A 25,389-nucleotide genomic window follows, 5' to 3' on the forward strand; every position below is an offset into this window, starting at 1 on the left:
AGCGGTCAGTCATCGGCACACGCGTTCGAGCGTGCGGCGCCGGAAGACGACCGCCGGACGCGCTCTGCCCGAGCGCGCCAAGCCCTTACGGAAGTTCCTTCCCTCAGTCCTCGCTGGGCGCGGCGGGCAGCTTCGACTGGATGAGATCCATGACGGTGGCGTCCGTCAGGGTCGTCACATCGCCCAGGTCGCGGTTCTCGGCGACGTCGCGCAGCAGCCGGCGCATGATCTTGCCGGAGCGGGTCTTCGGCAGCTCGGCGACCGGCATGATCCGCTTGGGCTTGGCGATCGGGCCCAGCTGCTTGGCGACGTGCGCACGCAACTCCTCCACCAGCCCCTCGTCCTCCGCCGCGCCACCGCGCAGGATGACGAACGCGCAGATCGCCTGGGTGGTCTGCGGGTCGGTGGCGCCGACGACCGCCGCCTCGGCGACCTTCGGGTGCGAGACCAGCGCGGACTCGACCTCGGTGGTGGAGATGTTGTGGCCGGACACCAGCATCACGTCGTCCACCCGGCCGAGCAGCCAGATGTCGCCGTCCTCGTCCTTCTTCGCGCCGTCACCCGCGAAGTACTTGTCCTGGAAGCGGGACCAGTACGTGTCCAGGTAGCGCTGGTCGTCGCCCCAGATCGTGCGCAGCATCGACGGCCACGGCTCGGTCAGCACCAGGTAGCCGCCGCCACCGTCCGGAACCTCGCGGGCCTCGTCGTCCACCACGGTCGCCGCGATGCCGGGCAGCGGGCGCTGCGCCGAGCCGGGCTTGGTCTCCGTGACCCCGGGCAGCGGGCTGAGCATCATGCCGCCGGTCTCCGTCTGCCACCACGTGTCGACGATCGGGGCCTGGTCGGCGCCGATGTGCTTGCGGTACCACATCCACGCCTCGGGGTTGATGGGCTCGCCCACCGATCCGAGGACCCGCAGGGAGGACAGGTCGTACTTCGCGGGGATGTCGTCGCCCCACTTCATGCAGGCGCGGATCGCGGTCGGCGCGGTGTAGAGGACCGTGACGCCGTACTTCTGCACGATCTCCCACCAGCGGCCCTGGTGCGGGGAGTCCGGCGTGCCCTCGTAGAGCACCTCGGTCGCGCCGTTGGCCAGCGGCCCGTACGTGATGTACGAGTGGCCGGTCACCCAGCCGATGTCGGCGGTGCACCAGTAGACGTCGGTCTCCGGCTTGAGGTCGAAGACGGCGTGGTGGGTGTACGCCACCTGGGTGAGGTAGCCGCCGGTGGTGTGCAGGATGCCCTTGGGCTTACCGGTGGTGCCGGAGGTGTAGAGGATGAACAGCGGGTGCTCCGCGTCGAACGCCTCGGGCGTGTGCGTCTCGTCCTGCCGCCCGACGATCTCGTGCCACCACACGTCGCGGCCCTCGGTCCAGGCCACGTCCTCCTGGCCGGTACGGCGTACGACCAGCACGCTGCGCACGTTCTCCGTGCCGGGCTTGGTCAGCGCCTCGTCGACGGCGGGCTTGAGGGCGGAGGGCTTGCCGCGCCGGTAGCCGCCGTCGGCGGTGATCACCACGCGGGCGTCCGCGTCGTTGATGCGGGTCGCCAGCGCGTCCGCGGAGAAGCCGCCGAAGACGACCGAGTGCGGCGCGCCCAGGCGGGCGCAGGCCAGCATGGCGACGACGGCCTCGGGGATCATCGGCAGGTAGATCGCGACCCGGTCGCCGGCCGTGACGCCCAGCTCGGTCAGCGCGTTGGCGGCCTGGGAGACCTCGCGCTGCAACTCGGCGTAGGTGATGGCGCGGGTGTCGCCGGGCTCGCCCTCGAAGTGGATGGCGACCCGGTCGCCGAGCCCGTTCTCCACGTGCCGGTCCACGCAGTTGTACGCGACGTTGAGCCTGCCGTCGGCGAACCACTTGGCGAACGGCGGATTGGACCAGTCGAGCGTCTCGGTGGGCTCGGTCGCCCAGTCCAGCCGCTTGGCCTGGTCCGCCCAGAACCCCAGCCGGTCCGCCGCGGCCCGCTCGTACGCCTCTGCGGTGACGTTGGCGTTCGCGGCCAGCTCGGCGGGCGGAGCGAACCGCCGTTCCTCCTTGAGCAGGTTGGCCAGGCTTTCGTTGCTCACGTCATCTCCCAATCCCGGGGCGTGCGATGTGTCCCGGCCATAGCTCATCAGCCCACCACCCGGCCTGACAAGGGTTGCCGGGCAAAATTGGTGTAGACCTGTCCTGATACGCAGGTCAAGTGACGTTTACGGCTGGGGTCGCGGGCGGGTGGTGGGGGTGAAGGGGGCGGCGTGAGCTGACGCGCGCGAGGCGCCCGGCCCGGGCGTGTCGCGCCGCGCCGGGCCTGCCACTGCGCCTCGGCACCGGCATAGGGGCCGGCGGGCTGTGCGGTACGCGGTCAGGGCTGGCCGAAGAACCCGGCATACCCGTCCCAATAGGTGCCGGAGTAGCCCTGCGTCAGTTCGGCGAAGTCGCCTGCCTCGGCCAGTTCAGGGGCTTCGTAGTCGGTGTCCTCCAGGGGCTCCTGCATGGGGGCTCCTCTTCGTGGGTGCGTGCACTGCGTTCGCCGTCTGTATGCCCGTCAGCGGGGCGCTCGCCACTCACTCTTTGGGCTGGCCGAGTGGTGCGCGGGCGCGCGCTACGCCCTCACCGCCGCCTCCGGGCGGACCGCGTAGAAGCGGCCCGTGGGTCGGTCCAATACGTAGGTCTGGGCCTCGGCTACGTGGAAGTACATGCCGTGCAGCGTGAGCGCACCCTCGGCGGCGCGGCGGGCGACGCACGGGTAGGACATGAGGTGGTCGAGCTGCTGGAGGACGTTGACGAGCGCGAGCCGTTCCACGTCGTCGGCCACCGGGCGGTCGGCCAGGGCCACTTCGCCCCGGCCCAGCCGGCCGATCCGCTGCATGCGGGCCAGGCTCGGGCGGCCGTGCCGCAGCCAGCGCGCGAGCGGGGTCTGCGCGCCCGGCTCGTGGTCGGAGCCGAGCAGCGCTTGCATCGCGCCGCACCCCGAATGCCCGCAGACGGTCAGTGAGCCGACTTTCAGGACTTCTACGGCGTACTCGATGGCGGCACCCACCGAATCGCAGGCGGCGTCCGTGCCGGGGGGCGGCATCAGGTTGCCGACGTTGCGGACGGTGAACAGGTCGCCGGGGCCGCTGGAGGTGATCATGCTGGTGACGAGGCGGGAGTCGGCGCAGGTCAGGAACAGTTGGGTGGGCCGCTGGCCTTCGTGGGCGAGGCGTGCCAACTCCTCTCGTACGAGCGGGGCCGTGTGGCGTTGGAACGCGCTGACGCCGCTGAGGAGTTGGTCGCTGATGGCGTGGGGTGCCGTCGCGGCCCCTTGGAGTGGGCGGGTGCAGTGGTGGTTGCGCCACGGAGTCCACGGGCGGCAGGAGTGGGCGCTCGCCGGTTCCGCGATCGGGCGACCGGAGCGTCCGCCGAGCGTCACCCAGCCGCCGCCCGCTCGATGCGCGTCCGTCCAGGCCCGCAGGGCCTCGTACGCGGCGTGGTCCATGAACGAGCCGCCCAGCTCCACGGCGGTGTCCGCGCCGGCCGGCACCTGGGCGAGGGCGCGGGTCAGCCTCGGTACCGCGAGAAAGGTCAACTGCCCATTGACGCGCACCCGATAGCGGCCGCCTTCGGCGCCGACCGTGACCCGGGTGTGGGTCAGCCGCCGCAGCGACAGGAAGACCGCGACCCCGATCCCGAGGGCTACGCCCTGGAGGACGCCGAAGAGCACCACGCCGCCCAGGGTGACCGCGTACACCGGGAACTCGCGGTGCCGCTGGACGTGCTTGATGTGCGCGAAGCTCACCATCCGTACGCCGACGGCCATGACCAGGGCGGCGAGCGCGGCCAGCGGGATCAGCTCCAGGGCGGAGGCGAGAAGCCCGGCGCAGAGGACCACCCACACGCCGTGCAGCACGGTGGCCCGCCGGCTTACCGCGCCCGCCCGTACGTTCGCCGAGCCGCGCATCGCGCCGCCGGCCACCGGCAGGCCGCCCAGCAACCCGGACACCATGTTGGCGACGCCCTGGCCCGCCAGTTCGCGGTTCAGGTCGGTGCGGGGGCGCGTACCGTCCCGGTCCGAGGCGAGGCGGTCGACCGCGACGGCCGACAGGAGCGACTCCATGCCGGCTACGAGGGTGACCGTCAGGACGGCCGCGGCGAGCGCCAGGGCCGGCGCGTCCGGGAGGGCGGGCAGGGCCTGCGGGGCCCAGTCGGGCAGTGCGACGCGCGGCACCGGCAGGGCCGCGCTCGCGGCCGTGGCCGCCGCGACGGCGGCCAGCGGGGCCGGAACCGTACGCAGCAGCCGCCCGGCGCGCCCGGGAAGCCGCTGCCAGCAGGCGAGCACCGCGACCGTGACGGCGCCGATGAGCAGAGCGGCACCGTGCGGGTGCGCCAACTGGTCGGGCAGCGCGGCGAGATTGTCGACCGCCGAGCTGTCGGGGCTGCCGCCGAGCACCACGTGGAGCTGCCCGACGGCGATCGTGACGCCGATGCCGGCGAGCATGCCGTGCACGATCGCCGGGCTGACGGCGAGCGCGGCGCGGGCGACCCGTACGGCGCCGAGCAGGAGCTGGAGCGCGCCCGCGAGGACCGTGACGGCGCAGGTGGCCCGCCATCCGTAGCGCTGCACCAGCTCGGCCGTGACCACGAGGAGGCCCGTCGCGGCACCGCTGACCTGGAGGGGCGCGCCGCCGAGCAGCCCGGCCACGATGCCGCCGACGGCCGCGGCGACCAGGCCGGCCTGAAGGGGCGCGCCGGTGGCGAGGGCGAGGCCGAGTGAGAGCGGTACGGCGATCAGGAAGACGACGACCGACGCGGACAGGTCCCCGCGCCAGGCCCCGGCCCCGGGGCCGCGCGGCGGGCGGTCCGGGTCCGGTGTGCTCGGTGCTGAGGGTGCGGCCGGTGGGCCTGGCGGCTTCTGGAGCTGCGACATTCCCGTCTCCTCCGGGGCGGCGCGCTCGCGCGAGGCGCGATCGTGGGCGGCGGTGTACTGCGGCGGGACGCGAGCCGGCCGAACCGCGTCACGGTCGGTGACGGATCAGTGACTCTCAAGCATCGGTAAATGAAGCGTAATGACGCGTAAATGCAGAGAGAAGTCTTTTCGGGCGTTCGGGCCAATCGTTCAACCCTTCGAGTGAACATCGCGTCGAGTCGCTTGTCCTTTCGTGCCCATTTCTTGGCGTATGCGAATTTGTAAGCGGTTTATCAGCTTTTTCGATTTCCGTTCCGCACGTTCGCAGTCCAAGGAGTGAGGTGGCTGATGGCAGCCGCATCGAAGGTCACGGCCGGGATCGTCACGGCGACGGCGCTGGCGGCGGTCGCCGGCTGTGCCGGGGGTGACGGGGACGGGCCGGCCGGCGCCGGAGGGCGCCAAGCGGCGCCGCAGCGCACCGCACAACAGGCCAAGCTCATCGGCGACGGCTCGACCGCGTACACGGGAGCCCAGCCGATGCAGCCGAAGGCCGTACGCCTGAGACCCGGCGACCGGCCCCCGCAGTTCGTCGTCTTCTCCTGGGACGGCGCCGGCGAGGACAGCCAGCGGCTCTTCTCCCACTTCCGGGCGGTCGGCAAGAAGTACAACGCCCGCATGACGTACTTCCTGAGCGGGGTCTACCTGCTACCGGGCAGCAAGAAGGAGGCGTACAACCCGCCCAAGCACAACCAGGGAGCCTCCGACATCGGCTTCAACGACGTCCGGGGCGTCCGCGACACCGTGGAGCAGATCCGCGGCGCCTGGATGGACGGCAACGAGATCGGCACGCACTTCAACGGCCACTTCTGCGGCGCCAACGGCGGGGTGGGCACCTGGTCGCCCGAGGAGTGGAAGAGCGAGATCCGGCAGGCCGAGTCCTTCGTGAAGAACTGGAAGACGCACACGGGCCTGAAATCAGAGAAGCCGCTGCCCTTCGACTACAGCAAGGAACTCGTCGGCGGCCGCGCGCCCTGTCTCGAAGGCCAGCGCAACCTGATCCCGGCCGCCAAGTCGATGGGCTTCCGCTACGACTCCAGCTCCGTCGGCGGCCGGCAGCTGTGGCCCAGACAGATCGACGGCGTCTGGGACTTCCCCCTCCAGCAGATCCCGGTGCCGGGGCGTGCCTTCGAGACGCTGTCGATGGACTACAACTTCATGGCGAACCAGTCCGGCACCACCAAGGGCGACCCGGCGATGCACGCCGCCTGGGGCAAGCAGATGCGCGACGGTCTCGTCGCCGCGTTCGACCGGGCCGAGAAGGGCAACCGGGCGCCGCTCGTCGTCGGCAACCACTTCGAGTCCTGGAACGGCGGCACCTACATGCGCGCCGTCGAGGACGCCATCAAGACGATCTGCCCCCGCGAGGGCGTGCGCTGTGTGACGTTCAAACAACTGGCCGACTGGCTCGACGCGCAGGACCCGCGCGTCCTGGAGAAGCTGCGCGCGCTGCCGGTGGGCGGGGCGCCCAAGGGCGGCTGGGGAGGCTATCTGGCCACGCCGTCGAGCAGGCCCGGCGCGCCGAGCGCTCCCGGCGGTTCGGCCAGCCCGGCCAAGCCCGTACGGCAGGGCGCGGAGTAGTCATACGGTCTGCGGGGCCCCTGCGGCCTCCGCGAGCACGAAGGCGGGGTCGACCTGGGCTGCCAGGTCGGCGCCCGTCTTCGCGTTCGCCCAGCTCTCCGCGTTCTTCAAGTGGAAGTGCACCATCTGGCGGGTGTACCGCTCCCAGTCGCGCTGCTCGTACGTTTCGTCAGCGGCGGCGTGCAGCTCCTTGAGCGCCTGCCGGTTGTCGGCCTCCAGCAGGTCGAAGCGGGGCGGCCGGCCCTTCTCCATGGCCCGCACCCACGCCGAGTCCCCGACCGTCAGCAGCAGGTCCTCGCCCACCTCGGCGGCCAGGAAATCGGCGTCGTCCGGCCCCTGGACCTTGTTGCCGACGACCTTGAGGGCGATGCCGTAGTCCCGCGCGTAGTCCTTGTACTGGCGGTAGACCGCGACGCCCTTACGGGTCGGCTCGGCGACCAGGAAGGTCATGTCGAAGCGGGTGAACATCCCGGAGGCGAACGAGTCCGAGCCCGCCGTCATGTCGACGACGACGTACTCCTCGCGGCCGTCCACGAGGTGGTTCAGGCACAGCTCCACCGCGCCGACCTTGGAGTGGTAGCAGGCCACGCCGAGGTCCGACTCGGCGAACGGGCCGGTCGCCATCAGACGCACCGTCTCGCCCTCCAGGTGCACGGGGCGGGCGCACGCCGCGTACACGGGGTTCTCCTCGACGACCCGCAGCAGCCGTGAGCCCTCGCCGGGCGGCGTCGTCTTGATCATCGTCTCGGCGGAGGCGATGCGCGGGTTGGTGCCGCGCAGGTAGTCCTTGACCAGCGGCAGCCGGGCGCCGAGCGCCGGCAGCGCGGCGGCCTCCGCCTCGTCCAGGCCGAGGGCGGTGGCCAGGTGCTGGTTGATGTCGGCGTCCACCGCGACCACGGGGACGCGGGCGGCGGCGAGGTGGCGGATGAACAGCGAGGACAGCGTGGTCTTCCCACTGCCGCCCTTGCCCACGAAAGCGATCTTCATGTTCACGAACAGTAATCGCCGGGTTGCTTTGGGTGAGAGCCGCGGGTGAAGAAGACCACTCCTTCGAGCGGTTCGGCCTTGCGGCGCCCGGGGTGCGTAGGGTCGTACCCATGAGTACGACAGCCGATCCGCTCGCGACCCTGGCCTCGCTCCCGGGCGTCGCCGACTCCGTGGACTCCGTACGCAAGAGCGTGGACCGGGTCTACGGGCACCGGATCATGCGGCGGCGCAGCAACGAGATCACCTCCGAGGCGGCGCTGCGCGGAGCGCGTGCCTCCGCGGCGCTGTCCGGCGCCGACTGGGCACTGGAGGAGGTGCGGCGGCGGACCGACTTCGGCGTCGAGGGCGAACCCCGGACGGTCGGCGCGGCCCTGCGGCTTACCGCCGAGGCCGGCCAGCTGCTGAGCGTGTGGCGGCAGTCGCCGCTGCGGGTACTGGCGCGGCTGCACCTGGTGGCGGCGAGCGGCGGCGCGCCGCAGGAGGCGGTGGGGCGGCCGCGGCTGGCGGGTGAGCCGGTCGACGAGCCCCTGGTGGAGCTGGCGCTGCCGGACGCCGAGGAGGTCGCCGGGCGACTGGACGGGCTGGCGCGGCTGCTGCTGGCGGGCAGCGAGGCGCCCGCGCTGGTGGTGGCCGCGGTGGTGCACGGCGAATTGCTGGCGCTGCGGCCCTTCGGGTCGTACAACGGGCTGGTCGCGCGCGCGGCGGAGCGCATCGTGCTGGTCGGCAGCGGGCTGGACCCGAAGTCGGTCTGCCCGGCGGAGGTCGGCTACGCGGAGCAGGACCGGGCCGCTTACGTGGCGGCACTGGAAAGCTACGTGTCCGGCACGCCTGAGGGCGTCGCGGCCTGGATCGCGCACTGCGGCCGGGCGGTCGAGCTGGGGGCGCGGGAGAGCACGGCGGTGTGCGAGGCACTGCAACGCGGAGCGGCGTGACGGATTCGCCCTGAGGGGGCGCCTGGGGCGCTCCGGGCAAAGGGTTGCGGCGGTACCGAAATCTTCCGGCACCGCCGCTGGCACGTCCGCCGGGTTACCAAGCGTGCTCCGTATGTGCCGATCAGGTCGGAGAACTTGGTCCGTTACCTGGTGCGGCTGGCCCGTAATCGACGGGTCGGCGTCGCGTGGGTGCCCGGCTTCCGTGCTTCGGTCCGTGGGGCCTTGATGCGTAGAAGGTCTTCCTCTCGGATGTCCCTGGTCTCGCGGGCCGTTAATCCCTTTGTACTCCTGGCGAGGGGTAAGCGGAACCCCTCGCCGCAGTTCTTTACTTTTGTCTTCAAACTCGGGTGATACGGGCAAAAGCCGGGCGCCGCCGGCTCGCGTACCAGACGAGGCCCGCGGTGGCGGCGGCCGCGCCCACCGCGGCCACCGTGGCGAGCACCGGCCGCGACGGCATGCTCAGGGACGGCAGCCGCTGCTTGAGCTGCACCGGACGGGTGAAGGAGAGCACCGGCCAGCCCCGGTTCGCGGCCTCGCGGCGCAGCGCGCGGTCCGGGTTGACGGCGTAAGGGTGGCCGACGCTTTCGAGCATCGGTACATCGGTCGCCGAATCGCTGTAGGCGTAGCAGCGCGCGAGGTCGTAGCCCTCCGAGGCGGCTAGTTCCCTGACCGCCTGCGCCTTGGTGGGCCCGTAGGCGTAGTACTCCACCTCGCCGGTGAAGCGGCCGTCCTCGCCGACGACCATACGGGTGGCCACCACGCGGTCGGCGCCGAGCAGTTCGCCGATCGGCTCGACCACCTCGGCGCCCGAGGTGGAGACGATCACCACGTCGCGGCCCGCGGTGTGGTGCTCCTCGATGAGCGAGGCGGCCTCGTCGTAGATGAGCGGGTCGATGAGCTCGTGGAGGGTTTCCGCGACGATCTCCCGGACCTGGGCCACGTCCCAGCCCCGGCAGAGGGCCGACAGGTATTCGCGCATCCGCTCCATCTGGTCGTGGTCCGCGCCGCCGGCGAGGAACACGAACTGGGCGTAGGCGGTGCGCAGTACGGCGCGGCGATTGATCAGGCCGCCTTGGTAGAACGACTTGCTGAAGGTCAGCGTGCTCGACTTAGCAATGACTGTCTTGTCCAGGTCGAAGAACGCGGCTGTCCGGGGTGTCGAGTGAGTCGCCGAGTGGGGCACGGAGTGGTTTTCCACGAGGCGAGCATAGGCGCCCACCATTCGGCGTAAGGTGTGGCGCGTGGGTTTGCCTGAGAAGGCTCTCGGGTACACCATGGAAGTCACGGATCGTTCGCGACCGTGCTAACCCGGTCCGACTCCTCCCCCCCCGAGTCGGCCGTGGGGACGACCCCCGCTCTCCCCCCCGGCGGGGGTCGTCGCATGTCCGGACGCGTTTTTGGCCGTCCGAGGCGGATCAGCCGCTTCCCCTTCGCCGTACGTCCCCGGCTTGCTGACGCCCGTTACACGTCACGCAGGGTAGTCGTGGCGCTGCTCTAAGGAAGTCCCCAAGGTCGCCGGTATAGGTGACTGGGATATTCACAGCCATTGAGTTGTCCACAGTTTTGGACCAAGATCCACGGGATTTTCCGGATCGCTGCACGGTGAAACTCCGCGAGTTCGCGGATGTGTGAGTTGTGTAGCGATAGGGAGACGGAACGTGGCCGGACGCATGACTTCCGATCAGCCGCCCGCGACCGGTGAACGGCCCGGCGGACCATTGATCGTCACGGAGGACGACAACCTCCTGGACGACCTTCTGAGACTGTGCGCGGCGGCCGGTGCGACACCGGAAGTGGCGTACGGCGGCTCCGCCCGCGGCCGGGGCCGCGGCTGGGCGGCGGCGCCGCTGGTGATCGTCGGGGCCGACTGCGCTCCCTGGCTGTGCGGGGCCGGCCGCCGCGGCGGCGTGGTGCTCGTCGGGCGCAGCGCGGACGACCGCCGCCTGTGGGAGCTGGCCGTCGCCGTGGGGGCGGAACGGGTGCTGGCGCTGCCCGACGGCGAGAGCTGGCTCGTGGACCGGATCGCCGACGCGGCGGAGGGCGTCGGACCCGCGGCCGTGACCGTGGGGGTGATCGGCGGCAGCGGCGGCGCCGGCGCGAGCACCCTCGCCTGCGCCCTGGCCGTGACCGCGGCCCGCGCCGGCCGGCGGACGATCCTGGTCGACGCGGACCCGCTGGGCGGCGGCCTCGACGTCCTGCTGGGCGGCGAGAAGGAGGAGGGCCTGCGCTGGCCCGCCTTCGCCGAGTCACGGGGCCGGGTGGCCGGCGGCGCCCTGGAGGAATCGCTGCCGCGGCTGCACTCCCTGCGCGTACTGAGCTGGGACCGCGGCGATTGCGTGGCGATCCCGCCGCAGGCGATGCGGGCGGTCGTCGCGGCGGCGCGCAGACGGGGCGGTGCCGTGGTGGTCGACCTGCCGCGGAGGCTGGACGAGGCCGTGGTGGAAGCCCTCGCGCAGGTCGACCTCGGGCTGCTGGTCGTCCCCGCCGAACTGCGCGCGGTCGCGGCGGCCCGGCGGGTGGCGGCGGGCGTCCAGGTGGTGCTGCCGGACCTGCGGGTGGTGGCGCGCGGCGGGTCCGACCCGGCCGTCGGAAGGGCCGCGGAGCCGGCGCCCGACGACATCGCCCGACTGCTGGGACTCCCGCTGGCCGGCGAACTCGCCTGGGAATCCGGCCTCGCCGACGGCCTGGCCCGGGGCGCGCCCCCTGGAGGCGACCCCCGCGGCCCGCTGCGGCACTTCGGCACGGCCTTCTGGGAGCGGGTCCTGCCGGGCGGCGAGCAGGTGACGGGTGGCGGGGCGGAGCTTGGCCAGGCCGTGGGGGGTGGGAGCGCATGAGGTGGAACCCGCTTCTCGACCCGAGGCCCGGCGCTCCTACAGAACCCGGTCCTCCTACAAAATTCGCCCCTCCTGCAAACTCCGGCCCCCTTACGGAAGGGGGTCTCCGCACGGCCCCGGGCATCGGTACCGCCCTGTTGGAGGCGGTACGCGAGCGCCTGGCGCTGGCCGGGGCGGAACCGACGCCCGCGCGGGTCGCGATGGCGCTGCGCGCCGAAGGCCGCCTGCTCGGCGACGCCGAGGTGCTGGGCGTCGTGGCGGCCCTGCGGTCGGAAATGGTCGGCAGCGGCCCGCTCGAACCGCTCGTCGCCGAGCCCGAGGTGACGGACGTACTGGTCACCGCGCCCGACGCGGTGTGGGTCGACCGCGGCGGCGGCCTGGAGCGGACGGCCGTGCGCTTCGCCGACGAGGCCGCGGTGCGCCGGCTCGCGCAGCGGCTCGCGTCGGTGGCCGGGCGGCGGCTGGACGACGCCCGGCCCTGGGTGGACGCCCGGCTGCCCGACGGGACGCGCCTGCACGCCGTACTGCCGCCGGTGGCGGTCGCGGGCACCTGCCTGTCGCTGCGGGTGCCGCGGCCCCGCGCCTTCACCCTGGCCGAACTGGCCGCGGCGGGCACGGTGCCACCCGGCGGCGACCGGCTCCTGCGGGCCGTCCTGGACGCCCGGCTCTCCTTCCTGATCAGCGGCGGTACGGGCTCCGGCAAGACCACCCTGCTGAGCACGCTGCTCGGCCTGGTGAGCCCCGCCGAACGGCTCGTACTGGCCGAGGACTCGTCGGAGTTGCGGCCGGACCACCCCCACGTGGTGCGCCTGGAGACGCGGCCGGCGAACCAGGAGGGCATCGGCCGCGTCACCCTGAGGGACCTGGTGCGGCAGGCGCTGCGGATGCGGCCGGACCGGCTGGTGGTCGGCGAGGTGCGCGGCGCCGAGGTCACCGACCTGCTGGCGGCGCTGAACACCGGCCACGAAGGCGGCTGCGGGACCGTCCACGCGAATTCTCCGTGCGACGTCCCGGCGCGGCTGGAGGCCCTCGGGTCGGCAGCGGGGCTCGACCGGGCCGCGCTGCACAGCCAGCTGGCGGCCGCGCTGTCGGTGGTCCTGCACCTCGTACGGGACAGAACGGGCCGGCGGCGGCTCGCGCGGGTGGACGTCCTGGAGCGGGACCGGGACGGGTTCGTGGTGACCGTACCGGCCGCTGTGTGGGGCCCGGACGGGTTTCAAGAGGCGCCAGGCCGCCGGCGGTTGGCGCACCTGTGCGAGCGGGGGAGGACAAGCGATGAGTGACGTCGGTGCGACGACGGTCGCCACGGTGCCGGTGTGCGCGGCAGTGCTGTGCGCGGGGGTGGCGGCCTGGATGTCGGGCGTGCGGCACGAGGGCGTGCGGCGGGCGCGCGTGCTGTTCGCGGACGGTGGCCGGGTGGGGCCGGGGAGGGCGGCGGGCGTAGCGAGCGCCGCGCGGCGGTTGCTCCGCCTCCCCCGGGAGGCGTGGTGCCTGCCCGCCGGGGCCGGCCTCGGCGTGCTGGGGAGGTCGCTGCTGCCCGTACTTGCCGCGGTGGTCGCGCTGTTCCTGGTCCGGCGGTGGCTCAGGTCCCGCGAGCGGGTGCGGGAGCGGGACCGCCGGAGTGCGGCGGTGATCGAGCTGTGCGAGGCGGTGGCGGGCGAGTTGCGGGCCGGACGTCAGCCGGCCCAGGCGCTCGTGGCGGCCGGGGGGCCGGGCCTCGGCGGGGCGGGTGCGGCAGTGGTGGCCGCGGCGCGGCTCGGCGGGGATGTGCCGCGGACCCTGCGGGCGGCGGCGTGGTTGCCGGGCGCGGAAGGGCTGGCCGGTGTGGCGGCGTGCTGGCAGGTCGCCGTGGAAGGCGGCGCGGGACTGGCCGCCGGACTGGAGCGCATCGCGACGGGGCTACGGGCGCAGCGCGACCAACGCGAGGACTTACGGGCGCACTTGGCCGGCCCGCGAGCGACGGCCCTGATGCTCGCGCTGTTGCCCGTGGCGGGCCTGGCGATGGGCAGCGCACTGGGCGCCGACCCGTTGAGAGTGCTGCTGCATACGCCCGCAGGATGGGTGTGTTTGTTGATCGGCGGCCTCTTGGAGTGGGGTGGCATCGCCTGGACGGCGCGCATCATCAGAGCGGCCGAGGAGCAGCCGGGCGACCACCCGCCCGCGGCAACCGGGGAACAGCCGCGCACGCTGCCTCCCGAGGCGGTCGGGGAGCGGCGGTGCATGCTGCCTCCCGAGGCGGTCGGCGAGGTGGGCCATGCCCGCTGAAAGCATCCAAAAAGTTATCCACACCCTGGGGATTGTTTTCCCTGTCCTCACCGCCGGGGCCTGCGCGGTCTCGTCCCTACGGGAAGCACACGGCGTACGGGCCGCGCGGCGCCGGGCGCGGGCGCTGCTGGCCGCCGAAGAGAGCTGCGGCCTCCGGCGCTCCGTGCCGGAGAGGTGGCGGAAGCGTTGGGCCGAAGTAACCCGGGAGTGGGCAGGGGCAGCGGCGGTGGCGGCGGTCGTGACCATTCTCGTCGGCGGAGCGGCCGGTCTCGTACTGGGACTCGCCGTGGCGTACGGGGCCGGGCGATGGCAGCGCCGTACGAGAGACCGGGCGGCGCGGCGGACGGCCGAGGCGGGCCTGCGAGCGGCGCTGGCACCGGCCGCGGACCTCTTGGCGGCCTGCCTCGCGGCGGGCGCCGGGCCGCGAGAGTCCACCGAGGCCGTGGGGCGCTCCTTCGGAGGGGCGGTCGGCGAGCGGCTGCGACACGTGGCCGCCGAACTCCGGCTGGGCGGCGAGCCCGCGGTGTCGTGGCGGCGGTTCGGCTCGCTTCCCGGTGCGCAGGGGCTGGCCCGCTGCATGGAGCGGGCCGGCATATCGGGGGTCCCGGCCGTGGACGGGGTGTCGCGGATCGCCGCGGGGCTGCGCGCCGAGTCGGCCCGCTCGGCAGCCGAACGGGCGCACCGGGCGGGCGTGTTGGTCACGCTGCCGCTCGCCGCGTGCTTCCTCCCCGCCTTCCTGGTGCTCGGTGTGATTCCGGTCCTGATCGGCCTGGCCCAGGGGCTCATGGCGCACAACTGACGCACGAACGAACCGAAGTAAGTGAACTCAACAGACCGAACCGACAGGGGGAAACGATGTTCGTACGACGGTGGTTGAGGCGAGTCGGCATGGCTGTGCGGAGCCGCATCGCGGCGGCTCGCGGCAAGGCCGGGCCGGACCACGGCATGACCACGGCGGAGTACGCCTTGGGGACACTCGCGGCATGCGCGGCCGCCGCGCTGCTCTACAAGGTGCTGACGAGCGGCGCGATGGAGTCGGCGCTGCGCTCGGTGATCGGAAAGGCGCTCGGCGTCCATGTCTGACGACGAGCGCGACGAGTCCCGCGCAAGGTCTCGCGACGAGTCCCACGACGCGGGATACGTGACGGCGGAGGCGGCCTTGGTCACCCCGGTCCTCGTGCTGATCACGGGGATGCTGCTGTGGGGAGTGATGGTCGCTTGCGCACAGATCCAGTGTGAGGACGCCGCGCGGGCCGGAGCGCGTGCGGCGGCCCGGTCGGAGACGCCGGGGGTCGTCGGCGTGGTGGCCCGTAGCGCGGCTCCGCGCGGTGCGCGGGTGGCGCTGACGCGGGACGGCGACCTGGTCCGCGTACGGGTCGACGCGGCGTCGCCGGGCGTCGGGCCGCTGACGGTGGGACTCAGAGGGGAGGCGGCGGCTCTTGCGGAGGAAACGGTGGGGCGATGAGGGCTCGGCCACGGTGTGGGCGGTGCTCGCGGCGATGGCGCTGTGCGCGGTGTTCGCCGTGGTGATCGCCATGGCGCAGGCGGTGATCGCACGGCACCGGGCGGCGTCAGCGGCGGACTTGTCGGCTTTGGCCGCGGCCGGCAAGGCAGTCCACGGCGCGCCGGCCGCCTGCGGTGACGCCCGCAGGGTGGCGGCGGCCCAGGGCGCCCGGCTGGTGCGCTGCACAGTGCGCGGGGACGTCGCGGACGTCACGGCCCGGGCCCGTACCGGCCCCTTCGGCGCGGACATCCGTGCCCGCGCAGGACCGCCGACGTCCACACCGGCCGGGGCGATACCCGCCGCGATACCGAACGGTTGGCCACTGGACGCGTGCCCTGAGTGTGATCGACGCCGGGGATTGTTGATGGGCTTGGAGGTGGATGAGGAGTAAGGGACGGCCGCGAGGCGAGGCTCAGGCGGTGTCCTCCGCGTCGGGAGATGCCGGGTGCGGCGCCGACTTGAGGAGTTCGGTCAGGAGGCGGACCGCGCCTCGCTTGTGGAGCGGGTCGTTGCCGTTGCCGCACTTGGGGGACTGGATGCAGGACGGGCAGCCGGCCTCGCACTCGCAGGAGGCGATGGCCTTACGGGTGGCGGCGAGCCAGGCGGGGGCGGTGTGGAAGGCGCGTTCGGCGAAGCCCGCGCCGCCCGGGTGGCCGTCGTACACGAACACGGTGGGAAGGAGGGTGTCGGGGTGCAGGGGCAGGGAGACGCCGCCGATGTCCCAGCGGTCGCAGGTGGCGAACAGCGGCAGCAGGCCGATGGAGGCGTGCTCCGCGGCGTGCAGGGCGCCGCCCAGTTGCTCGGGGTTGACCCGGGCCGCGTCGAGCTGGTCCTCGGTGACCGTCCACCACACGGCCCGCGTGCGCAGCGTACGGGGCGGCAGGTCGAGCTTGGTCTCGCCCAGCACCTCGCCCGTGATGAGCCGCCGGCGCAGGTAGGAGACGACCTGGTTGGTCACCTCCACCGAGCCGAAGCACAGGCGGGCGTCGCCCCAGGCGATCTCCGTCTCGGTCTCCAGGATGGAGACGGCGGTGGTGTCGCGGGCGGTCGTCGAATACGGCGGGTTCGCCTCCACGACGAGGGCCACGTCGTCCTCCAGGTCCAGGTGCTCCACCAGGTACGTACGGCCCTGGTGGAGGTGGACGGCGCCGTCGTGGACGGTGGTGTGCGCGGCGCCCGCGTCCACCGTGCCCAGGAGGCGTCCCGTGCCGGCTTCCACGACCTGTACGGGGGAGCCGCCCTGCCCGCGGATGTCGGCCAGGTCGGCGGCCCGTTCGCGGCGCGTCCAGTGCCAGGCCGAGGCCCGGCGGCGCAGCAGTTTGCGGGCCTCCAGGGAGGGGAGCAGACCGGGCGCGGCCGGGCCGAAGAGGGCGAAGTCGTGCTCCGTGAGTGGGAGTTCCGCGGCTGCCGCGCACAGGTGCGGGGCGAGGACGTACGGGTTGTCCGGGTCCAGGACGGTGGATTCCACGGGCTGGTCGAACAGCGCCTCGGGGTGGTGCACGAGATAGGTGTCCAGCGGGTCGTCGCGCGCGACGAGGACGGCGAGCGCGCCCTGCCCGGAACGCCCCGCGCGCCCGGCCTGCTGCCACAGGGAGGCGCGGGTGCCCGGATAGCCGGCGATCAGCACCGCGTCGAGCCCCGAGACGTCCACGCCCAGCTCCAAGGCCGTGGTCGCGGCCAGGCCGAGCAGGTCACCGGTGTGCAGCGCGCGCTCCAGCGCCCGCCGTTCCTCGGGCAGATAGCCGCCCCGGTACGCGGCCACCCGGCTCGCCAGCGCCCGGTCGATCGCCCCCAGCCGCTCCTGCGCGATCAGGGCGATCAGCTCGGCGCCGCGCCGGGACCGTACGAACGCCACGGTGCGTACGTCCTGGAGGGCGAGGTCGGTGAGCAGGTCGGCGGTTTCGGCGGTGGCGGTACGGCGGACAGGGGCGCCCTGCTCGCCGTGCAGTTCCGTCAGCGGCGGTTCCCACAGGGCGAACACGACCTCGCCGCGTGGCGAGGCGTCCTCCGTGACCTCGGCCACAGGCTGCCCGATGAGCCGCTCGGCCGCCTGCGCCGGCTCGGCGGCGGTGGCCGAGGCCAGCAGGAAGACCGGCTCGGACCCGTACCGGGCACAGACACGCCGGAGGCGGCGTATGACCTGGGACACATGTGAGCCGAAGACGCCGCGGTAGGCGTGGCATTCGTCGATGACGACATAGCGCAGGGCGCGCAGGAAGGAGGACCAGCGGGGGTGGGCCGGGAGGATGCCCAGGTGGAGCATGTCGGGGTTGGTCAGGACGTAGTTGCCGTACTGGCGCACCCATTCGCGTTCTTCGACCGGCGTGTCGCCGTCGTACACGGCGGGCCGGACCGCGGTACCGAGCGGCGCGGCGAGTTCGCGTACGGCGCGCCGCTGGTCGGCGGCGAGCGCCTTGGTGGGCGCGAGGTACAGGGCGGTGGCGCCGCGCCCGTTCGGCGCCGCCGCTCCGTCCAGCAGCCCGGAGAGCACCGGCGCCAGGTAGGCGAGCGACTTTCCCGAGGCCGTGCCGGTGGCGATGACGACCGACTCGCCGCGCAACGCGTGCTCGGCCGTCCGGGCCTGATGCTCCCACGGCCGCTCGATCCCGGCGGCCCGGATGGCGTCGGTCACCTCGGGACGGATCCGTGCGGGCCATTCCGCATGGCTGCCGATGCGCGGGGGCAAGTGCTCCGTATGAGTGATGCGCGTAGCGCGGGACGCCCCCTGGGTGAGACGGTCCAGGACCGTGCGTGGGGAGGGGCTGATGCCCGCGTCCGGGGGCAGCTGATTGGAGGCCATCGGCACCGAGTGTGTCACCGGTGTGACGGACAATGCTCACAAGGCGTCGTGCACGCCTGCTGGTAAGTGATTGAATGCCATCGCGGCTGCCGATCCATGGGGGGCGACCGCTCGATAGCAAGGTGCTGGAGGATCCGTGGACCTGTCCCTGTCGACCCGGACCGTTGGCGACCGTACGGTCGTCGAGGTCGGTGGCGAGATTGATGTATACACCGCGCCCAAGCTGCGGGAGCAGCTGGTCGAGCTCGTGAACGACGGAAGCTACCACCTCGTGGTGGACATGGAGCGTGTCGACTTCCTGGACTCCACGGGGCTCGGCGTTCTGGTCGGCGGGCTCAAGCGGGTGCGGGCCCATGAGGGCTCGCTGCGCCTGGTCTGCAACCAGGAGCGCATTTTGAAGATCTTCCGTATCACCGGACTGACCAAGGTGTTCCCGATTCACACCTCGGTCGACGAAGCCGTCGCAGCCACCGACTGACGGCTTTCCGGGGCCCCGCGCCGAGGGCGCGGGGCAGGAAGCAGTGGGGGGCACCGGGCTTGGCGGTCCGGCCCCCTGCGTTGCACGCCCGCATACCGAGGGGGATGGCATGGCCACCGTCGAACTCCGTTTCAGCGCCCTTCCCGAGCACGTCCGGACCGCGCGACTGGTCGCGGCCGCCGTGGCGCGACGGGCCGGCGTGGACGAGGCCGTGCTGGACGAGGTTCGGCTCGCCGTCGGCGAGGCGTGCACCCGCGCGGTGGGCCTGCACCGCACCAACAACATCGCGGCGCCCGTACGGGTCGCCCTGGTGGAGGACGAGAAGAAGTTCTCCATCGAGGTGGGCGACGAGGTTCCCGGCAGCCCGGCCGGTGCCGCGGCCGTGCCCGGCGTCCGCGGCATCGACGGCGAGCCGCTGCCCGGCGCGTCCGTCTCGGAGAACGGCGACGGCGCGGAGGGCGACGACGAGATGGGCCTGGCGGTCATCAGCGGGCTCGTCGACGACGTCGAGGTGACCTCGGGCGAGAGCGGTGGCGTCATCCGCATGAGCTGGCCGACGGTGACGGCGCCGGTCCTCCCGTAGCGGGTACGTAGCGGGCACGGGGCCGCGTCGGCGTTTCCACAAGCGCGCGGGAGCCCCTGGCACCGCCGTGGACGCCCCCTGCGCCACCGTACGAGGCCCGACCGCCCTGTCCGGGCTACCCGAACCGAACCACCGGCCCGCCGGGGCCCACGCGACCGCGCGAAGCCGCGCCCCCAGGACGCCGCGCCCCAGGACGCCCCGCCACCCGCTGGCTGCGTCACCCCCCGGTCACACCCCCCGTCACCCCCCACCATTCGGCCGTACGCGCCCCGACTCTTTCCCGCCTCTGTGCGCACCCCGTTCTTCAGGCCAGATCGGTACGCCCACTCGGCCGTACGGGGCGTACGGTCCGCCGCCGCGCCCGGGAGCGCGCGCACCCGTACCGGACTGCGTACTTCCGAGGCGGTGTCGCGCGTCCGGACCGACGGACGCCCGCGGCCCGCGCGTCGCCCCGGGGGCGCACCCTCCGTGCCGTCGGCGCCCCGCCGGCCGGACGAGCGCACGCGTACGTCCTCACGCGTCCCCGGCCGTCCGGTACCCCGCCGACCCGTCGGCGCACGCGTCGCGGCTCCGTTGAGCAGCGGCGTTAGGTAAGACACTGAGATCATCACTCAGTTGTCAGCCAATTATTCGCATTCATTCGTCCAGGCGAATTGCGGCGAGGCTTCTCCGGCCGCTCGATTTTCGATCTTCGCCGCTTCTTCGCCTGATCTCTGTCCGATCTCCGCCCGTGCTTCGAACGATCTCGGCTGCCACCGGCGAATTCCCTTTGAGGCGCACTGTTTTGATCCGGTGCCGCTACCTACAATCCGTCCACACCTTTGCTCAGGACGCCTGAGCGTGCATCCGCGCGCCCATGTGCCAAACGTCAAGGAGGACGAATGGCGGGGCCTTACACCCCTCAGTTGCTGGAACACCCCTCATACCTGGCCGAGCCATCGCTGACGTCGGGAAACCGCGGCATGGTGCTGGTGATCGCCGTGGTGGCGCTCGCGGCGCTGGCCGTCGCGGCGGTGCTGGTGCGTCAAGTGCTCGCGGCCGGTGAGGGCACCGACAGCATGAAGAAGATCGCCGCTGCCGTGCAGGAAGGCGCGAATGCCTATCTCGCGCGGCAGTTGCGCACCCTCGGCGTTTTCGCCGTCGTGGTGTTCTTCCTGCTCATGCTGCTACCCGCGGACAACTGGACGCAGCGCGCCGGGCGCAGCGTCTTCTTCTTGATCGGCGCCGGTTTCTCGGCCGCCACCGGCTATATCGGGATGTGGCTGGCGGTGCGCAGCAATGTGCGCGTGGCGGCCGCGGCCCGGGAAGCCACGCCGGCCGAGGGCGAAGCGAAAAAGGATCTCACGGCCGTTTCGCACAAGGCCATGAAGATCGCTTTCCGTACGGGTGGCGTCGTCGGCATGTTCACCGTGGGGCTCGGCCTGCTGGGCGCGTCCTGTGTGGTGCTCGTCTACGCGGTGGACGCGCCCAAGGTCCTGGAGGGCTTCGGTCTGGGCGCCGCGCTGATCGCGATGTTCATGCGGGTCGGCGGCGGCATCTTCACCAAGGCCGCCGACGTCGGCGCCGACCTCGTCGGCAAGGTCGAGCAGGGCATCCCCGAGGACGACCCGCGCAACGCCGCGACCATCGCGGACAACGTGGGCGACAACGTCGGCGACTGCGCGGGCATGGCCGCCGACCTCTTCGAGTCGTACGCCGTGACGCTGGTCGCCGCCCTGATCCTGGGCATGGCCGCCTTCGGCGACTCGGGCCTGGCCTTCCCGCTGCTGGTCCCGGCCATCGGCGTGCTCACGGCGATGATCGGCATCTTCGTCGTGGCGCCCCGGCGCGCCGACCGCAGCGGCATGACCGCCATCAACCGCGGCTTCTTCATCTCCGCGGCCATCTCGCTGGTGCTCGTGGCGGTCGCGGTCTTCACGTACCTGCCGTCCTCCTATGCCGACCTGTCCGGCGTCACGGACCCCGCGATCCTTGCGCGCAGCGGCGACCCGCGGATGCTGGCGCTGGTGGCGGTCGCCATCGGCATCGTGCTGGCCGCGCTCATCCAGCAGCTCACCGGCTACTTCACCGAGACCACCCGGCGGCCCGTACGCGACATCGGCAAGACCTCCCTGACCGGCCCGGCGACGGTGGTGCTCTCCGGGATCTCCATCGGTCTGGAGTCCGCGGTCTACTCCGCCGTACTGATCGGCCTGGCCGTGTACGGGGCGTTCCTGCTGGGCGGCGCGTCCATCATGCTGGCCCTGTTCGCGGTGGCGCTGGCCGGTACCGGGCTGCTGACCACCGTGGGCGTCATCGTCGCGATGGACACCTTCGGTCCGGTCTCCGACAACGCGCAGGGCATCGCCGAGATGTCCGGCGACGTCACGGGCGACGGCGCGCAGGTCCTCACCGACCTCGACGCCGTGGGCAACACCACCAAGGCCATCACCAAGGGCATCGCCATCGCCACGGCGGTGCTGGCCGCGGCCGCGCTGTTCGGCTCGTACCGCGACGCCATCGCCACGGCCGTACGGGACGTGGGGGACGCCGCCCGGGGCATGGGCCTGAGCCTGGACATCTCGCAGCCGAACAACCTGGTGGGCCTGGTGCTGGGCGCCTCGGTCGTCTTCCTCTTCTCGGGGCTGGCGATCAACGCGGTGTCCCGGTCGGCCGGCTCGGTCGTCTACGAGGTGCGCCGGCAGTTCCGCGAGAAGCCCGGGATCATGGACTACACGGAGCAGCCGGAGTACGGGCGTGTCGTGGACATCTGCACCAAGGACGCGCTGCGCGAGCTGGCCACGCCCGGCCTGCTGGCGGTGCTCACCCCGATCGCCGTGGGCTTCTCGCTCGGCGTCGGCGCGCTCGGCTCGTTCCTGGCGGGCGCGATCGGCACCGGCACCCTGATGGCGGTGTTCCTCGCCAACTCCGGCGGTGCCTGGGACAACGCCAAGAAGCTGGTCGAGGACGGCCACCACGGCGGCAAGGGCAGCGAGGCGCACGCCGCGACCGTCATCGGCGACACGGTCGGCGACCCGTTCAAGGACACCGCGGGCCCCGCGATCAACCCGCTGCTCAAGGTCATGAACCTGGTGGCGCTGCTGATCGCGCCGGCCGTCGTGAAGTTCAGCTACGGCGCGGACAAGAACATCGGCGTACGGATCGTGGTCGCGGTCCTGGCCATCGGGGTCATCGTCGGCGCGGTGTACGTCTCCAAGCGCCGCGGCATCGCGGTGGGTGACGAAGACAACAACTCGGGGAAGGTGGCCCAGACCGTCGACCCGGCGGTGGTCTCCTGACGGGCGGAGCTTTCGCGCCGCTCAACGGGCGGGCGGACGGCGTGCTTTGAGTGCGCCGTCCGCCCGCCTCGCTGTGTGGCAGGCCATGGCCCGGGGCTTGGTGCAAATGGCTGCAATGCGGGTCGTACGGGCCGCCCGGCTCATGGTGCGGGCCCTTCGGACGTGTATGTTCCGGGGCCGAGAGCCATGGAAGGGACCAATCCGGTGAAGAAGACGCTTGTGGCCGCGCTGTCCGGCGGTGCGGCATTGATGCTCGCGCTGACCGGCTGCAGCGACGACGGCAACAAAAAGCTCGACGACTGGGCCAAGAAGTTCTGCGACCCCGCCCAGGCACAGTTCAAGAAGATCCAGGACGCCAACACGTCCATGCAGACGGCCGACAGCGGCAACACCGACTCCAAGAAGGTCCAGGAGACCGACTCCAAGGCGTTCCAGCAGATCTCCGACGCCTACGCGTCGCTGGCGAAGTCCCTCGACCAGGCCGGCGCGCCGCCCGCCGACGGCGCGGGGGACACCCAGAAGAACGCGGTCAAGGAGCTCAACGACCTCTCCAAGGGCTACGCGGACCTCAAGAAGCAGGTCGACGGCCTGGACACCGGAGACAAGGCCAAGTTCGCCGACGGCCTGCGGACGCTGTCCGACGGCATCAACAAGCTCAACAAGAAGAGCGAACAGGCATTCAAGAAGCTGGAGTCCGGCGACGTCGGCGGGGCCATCGCGAGGCAGCCCGGCTGCCAGAACCAGAAGGCCACCGAGGGCGGCGGGTCGGCCTCTCCGAAGAAGTAGCCGAAGACCGGTACGCACGCCGGCCCGCGCCCCGGTACGGGCCGACACGCCGTCAGGTGCGCCGGGTGTGCGACCGACACGCCGCCGGCCGGCCCGGCCGCGGGCCGGCCCCCACCGCGCCCGGCACGGCCCGGCGCCGCGCCCGAGCGGGTCGCCGGCGCCGGGCCGTGGCCGTTTGTCAGTGGTTGCCCTGACAATGGGAGCGTGAGTACGCACCTCCCCACCGCAGACCTTCGAGACCCCGACTCCGCAGCCCGCACCGCCCGGCTGCGCGAGGCCCTGCTCGCCGCCGCCTTCACCGCCGACGGCCTGCTGGAACTGCTCGGCGCGCCCGCCTACGCCGCCCTGGCCCGCAGCGAGACCGTCCCGGCGCTCCGCGCGACCAGGGGCGAGGGCCCGCTGCCCACCCTGGTGCGGCTGTTCCTGCTCCAGCGCCCGGTGGCGTACGACCGGGCCGCCGCCGCGCTGCCGGTGGCGGACTGCCTCGCCGACGGCTGGCTGCTGCGCGACGGCGACGAGGTGCGGGCGAGCGTGGACGTGCGCCCGTACGGCGGCCCCGAGGGCCAGGACTGGTGGATCGTCTCCGACCTGGGGTGCGCGGTCGGCGGCGCGGGCGGCATCCGGGCCGCCGAGGAGGCCGCGGGCGTGGACCGCTCGCAGCTGGTGCTGGGCGTCGGCGGCGCCTCCACGACGCTCGCCGGCATCACCGTCCGCACGCCCGTCCCGAAGGTCCTCGACCTCGGCACCGGCTCCGGCATCCAGGCGCTGCACGCCTCCGCGTACGCGACCGGCGTCACGGCCACGGACCTGAATCCGCGGGCGCTGCGGATCGCCGCCCTGACGCTGGCGCTGTCCGGCGCGCCCGCAGCGGACCTGCGGGAGGGTTCGCTGTTCGAGCCGGTGGGGGACGAGACGTACGACCTGATCGTGTCCAACCCGCCCTTCGTGATCTCGCCGGGCGCGCGGCTGACCTACCGGGACGGCGGCATGGGCGGCGACGACCTGTGCCGCACCCTCGTCCAGCAGGCGGCCGCCCACCTGAACGAGGGCGGCTACTGCCAGCTCCTCGCCAACTGGCAGCACGTGGAGGGCGAGGACTGGCACGACCGGCTGCGTTCGTGGGTGCCGCGCGGCTGTGACGCGTGGATCGTGCAGCGCGAGGTGCAGGACGTGACGCAGTACGCGGAGCTGTGGCTGCGGGACGGCGGCGACCACCGTGCGGGGCCCGAGGAGTACGCGGCGCGGTACGACGCCTGGCTGGAGGAGTTCGCGGCCCGTAAGACCAAGGCCGTCGGCTTCGGGTGGATCACGCTGCGCAAGTCCGGCTCGGAGGATCCGTCGATCACGGTCGAGGAGTGGCCGCACCCGGTCGAACAGCCGCTGGGCGCCGCGGTCGTGGCCCACTTCGAGCGCCAGGACTACCTGCGCGCCACGGACGACGCGGCCCTGCTGGCCGGGCATTTCCGGCTCGCCGACGAGGTCGTGCAGGAGCAGGTCGGGCTGCCCGGCGCGGAGGACCCGGAGCACGTGGTGCTGCGGCAGAACCGCGGCATGCGGCGGGCCACGAAGGTGGACACGGTCGGCGCGGGCTTCGCCGGGGTGTGCGACGGGTCGCTGCCGGCCGGGCGGATCCTGGACGCGATCGCGCAACTGGTGGGCGAGGATCCGGTGTTGCTGCGCGACCGGACGCCGGAGGCCATCCGGATGCTGGTCGGGCAGGGTTTCCTGGAGCCGGTTGCGCAGCCCTGACGGGCGGGGCCCGGGGGTGGTGAGGGGAGCGTGGGCCGGAGGTGCACGGGGGCGTACGGTGTGCGCCGCCGTGCGCGGATGCGCCGTCCGGCCTTTTCGTTGCGCGATCAACTGCACAGTCGTGTAACGGCGTTCACTTCCGGCACGTAAGAAATTCTCATCCTTGCGGGAAGCAACCGTCGCGGCCATGTGCCCGTGTTCCTGTGTGAAGGCCATCAACCGGCCCAACAGGGAGGAACACGTCATGAACCGTGCATACCGCCTCGCCGCCGCAGGTGTTCTCAGTGCCGCGCTCGTCGCCGGAACCGCGGCCGCGGCCTCCGCCGCTCCCGCGTCCCCCGCCGCCCACAGTGCCGCCGCCAAGGCTCCTCAGAAGGCGACGCTCACCGCCAAGGCCAGCACCGGCACGGTCGGGGCCTGGCAGGAGTTCCGTATCTCCGGCACCTCCACGGGCGTCAAGGCCGGCACCAAGGTCACCGTCCAGCAGAAGCAGGGCGCCAAGTGGGTCTCGCTGCCCGCGAGCGTGGCCGTCAACAAGACCGGCGGGTACTCGCTCCGCGTCAAGCTCGGCATCAAGGGCGTCAACCAGCTGCGCGTCGCCGGCGGTGGCGCGATCTCGCCGGTGATCAGCGTCACGGTGCGCTGAGGCGCACCGTACGGCCCTTTCGCTACGCACGACCCGCCGG

General features: G+C 72.5%; 21 protein-coding genes. 15 read left to right on the forward strand and 6 right to left on the reverse strand.

The window, feature by feature from the left end; genetic code table 11:
* Positions 1-103: 103 nt before the first annotated feature.
* From acs to ACH4OW_RS22825, 3 genes are all read right to left on the reverse strand, one after another.
* Positions 104-2,068 (reverse strand): acetate--CoA ligase, encoded by a 1,965-nt coding sequence (gene acs / locus ACH4OW_RS22815; RefSeq protein WP_398029811.1) that lies wholly within the window; start codon positions 2,066-2,068, stop codon positions 104-106.
* A gap of 278 nt (positions 2,069-2,346) precedes the next feature.
* Complete coding sequence (locus ACH4OW_RS22820) at positions 2,347-2,478, reverse strand: lasso RiPP family leader peptide-containing protein (protein WP_398029812.1); 132 nt, start codon at positions 2,476-2,478, stop codon at positions 2,347-2,349.
* A 108-nt stretch (positions 2,479-2,586) separates the two neighbouring features.
* Positions 2,587-4,890, reverse strand: a complete 2,304-nt coding sequence (locus tag ACH4OW_RS22825) for a bifunctional SulP family inorganic anion transporter/carbonic anhydrase (protein WP_398029813.1) — start codon at positions 4,888-4,890, stop codon at positions 2,587-2,589.
* 327 nt (positions 4,891-5,217) lie between these two features.
* On the opposite strand from ACH4OW_RS22825, the gene ACH4OW_RS22830 reads away from it, so the two are divergent.
* Positions 5,218-6,507, forward strand: a complete 1,290-nt coding sequence (locus ACH4OW_RS22830) for a hypothetical protein (protein WP_360130783.1) — start codon at positions 5,218-5,220, stop codon at positions 6,505-6,507.
* On the opposite strand, the gene ACH4OW_RS22835 is transcribed toward ACH4OW_RS22830, so the two are convergent.
* Positions 6,508-7,494, reverse strand: a complete 987-nt coding sequence (locus tag ACH4OW_RS22835; protein ID WP_360130780.1) for an ATP-binding protein — start codon at positions 7,492-7,494, stop codon at positions 6,508-6,510. It abuts the gene before it with no gap.
* Positions 7,495-7,604: 110 nt separating this feature from the next.
* Between ACH4OW_RS22835 and ACH4OW_RS22840 the strand changes: the two genes are divergently transcribed.
* The gene (locus ACH4OW_RS22840; protein WP_360130777.1) at positions 7,605-8,426 is read left to right on the forward strand and encodes an oxidoreductase; all 822 of its coding nucleotides are present in this window, start codon (positions 7,605-7,607) and stop codon (positions 8,424-8,426) included.
* A gap of 337 nt (positions 8,427-8,763) precedes the next feature.
* Here the strand turns inward: ACH4OW_RS22840 and ACH4OW_RS22845 are convergent, their stop codons facing one another.
* Positions 8,764-9,648 carry an HAD-IB family hydrolase gene (locus ACH4OW_RS22845; protein ID WP_360130774.1) on the reverse strand — a complete coding sequence of 295 codons (885 nt, stop codon included), beginning with the start codon at positions 9,646-9,648 and terminating at the stop codon, positions 8,764-8,766.
* A 436-nt stretch (positions 9,649-10,084) separates the two neighbouring features.
* Between ACH4OW_RS22845 and ssd the strand changes: the two genes are divergently transcribed.
* From ssd to ACH4OW_RS22880, 7 genes are all read left to right on the forward strand, one after another.
* Positions 10,085-11,260, forward strand: a complete 1,176-nt coding sequence (ssd, locus tag ACH4OW_RS22850) for a septum site-determining protein Ssd (RefSeq protein WP_398029814.1) — start codon at positions 10,085-10,087, stop codon at positions 11,258-11,260.
* Between the two features lie 134 nt (positions 11,261-11,394).
* Positions 11,395-12,543: a TadA family conjugal transfer-associated ATPase gene (locus tag ACH4OW_RS22855; RefSeq protein WP_398029931.1), complete on the forward strand. Its 1,149-nt coding sequence runs from the start codon at positions 11,395-11,397 to the stop codon at positions 12,541-12,543.
* Complete coding sequence (locus ACH4OW_RS22860) at positions 12,536-13,525, forward strand: type II secretion system F family protein (RefSeq protein ID WP_398029815.1); 990 nt, start codon at positions 12,536-12,538, stop codon at positions 13,523-13,525. Before ACH4OW_RS22855 ends, ACH4OW_RS22860 begins: the two co-directional genes overlap by 8 nt.
* Positions 13,515-14,324 (forward strand): type II secretion system F family protein, encoded by an 810-nt coding sequence (locus tag ACH4OW_RS22865; protein WP_398029816.1) that lies wholly within the window; start codon positions 13,515-13,517, stop codon positions 14,322-14,324. The genes ACH4OW_RS22860 and ACH4OW_RS22865 overlap by 11 nt, the downstream gene beginning before the upstream one ends.
* 89 nt (positions 14,325-14,413) lie before the next feature.
* Positions 14,414-14,608 carry a DUF4244 domain-containing protein gene (locus ACH4OW_RS22870; protein ID WP_398029817.1) on the forward strand — a complete coding sequence of 65 codons (195 nt, stop codon included), beginning with the start codon at positions 14,414-14,416 and terminating at the stop codon, positions 14,606-14,608.
* Positions 14,601-14,990: a TadE family type IV pilus minor pilin gene (locus ACH4OW_RS22875; protein ID WP_398029818.1), complete on the forward strand. Its 390-nt coding sequence runs from the start codon at positions 14,601-14,603 to the stop codon at positions 14,988-14,990. Before ACH4OW_RS22870 ends, ACH4OW_RS22875 begins: the two co-directional genes overlap by 8 nt.
* Complete coding sequence (locus ACH4OW_RS22880; protein ID WP_398029819.1) at positions 14,965-15,420, forward strand: Rv3654c family TadE-like protein; 456 nt, start codon at positions 14,965-14,967, stop codon at positions 15,418-15,420. The genes ACH4OW_RS22875 and ACH4OW_RS22880 overlap by 26 nt, the downstream gene beginning before the upstream one ends.
* 21 nt (positions 15,421-15,441) lie before the next feature.
* Here the strand turns inward: ACH4OW_RS22880 and ACH4OW_RS22885 are convergent, their stop codons facing one another.
* A complete protein-coding gene (locus tag ACH4OW_RS22885) occupies positions 15,442-17,829 on the reverse strand; it encodes a DEAD/DEAH box helicase (protein WP_398029820.1) in 2,388 nt (795 codons plus the stop codon).
* Between the two features lie 136 nt (positions 17,830-17,965).
* Between ACH4OW_RS22885 and bldG the strand changes: the two genes are divergently transcribed.
* From bldG to ACH4OW_RS22915, 6 genes are all read left to right on the forward strand, one after another.
* Entirely contained in the window at positions 17,966-18,307 is a 342-nt protein-coding gene (gene bldG, locus ACH4OW_RS22890; protein ID WP_004571875.1) for an anti-sigma factor antagonist BldG, read from the forward strand.
* 109 nt (positions 18,308-18,416) lie between these two features.
* The gene (locus ACH4OW_RS22895; RefSeq protein WP_398029821.1) at positions 18,417-18,890 is read left to right on the forward strand and encodes an ATP-binding protein; all 474 of its coding nucleotides are present in this window, start codon (positions 18,417-18,419) and stop codon (positions 18,888-18,890) included.
* 881 nt (positions 18,891-19,771) lie between these two features.
* On the forward strand, positions 19,772-22,168 hold the full coding sequence (locus ACH4OW_RS22900) for a sodium-translocating pyrophosphatase (protein ID WP_360130748.1): 2,397 nt from the start codon (positions 19,772-19,774) through the stop codon (positions 22,166-22,168).
* A 204-nt stretch (positions 22,169-22,372) separates the two neighbouring features.
* On the forward strand, positions 22,373-22,954 hold the full coding sequence (locus ACH4OW_RS22905) for a small secreted protein (protein WP_360130745.1): 582 nt from the start codon (positions 22,373-22,375) through the stop codon (positions 22,952-22,954).
* A gap of 204 nt (positions 22,955-23,158) precedes the next feature.
* Positions 23,159-24,703, forward strand: coding sequence for a methyltransferase (locus ACH4OW_RS22910; RefSeq protein WP_360130742.1), 1,545 nt, complete (start codon positions 23,159-23,161; stop codon positions 24,701-24,703).
* Positions 24,704-24,947: 244 nt separating this feature from the next.
* Positions 24,948-25,349 carry a hypothetical protein gene (locus tag ACH4OW_RS22915; protein ID WP_360130739.1) on the forward strand — a complete coding sequence of 134 codons (402 nt, stop codon included), beginning with the start codon at positions 24,948-24,950 and terminating at the stop codon, positions 25,347-25,349.
* Positions 25,350-25,389: the final 40 nt, after the last annotated feature.

Origin of the sequence: Streptomyces sp. NPDC017056, from assembly GCF_044332485.1 — a bacterium.
GTDB lineage: Bacteria > Actinomycetota > Actinomycetes > Streptomycetales > Streptomycetaceae > Streptomyces.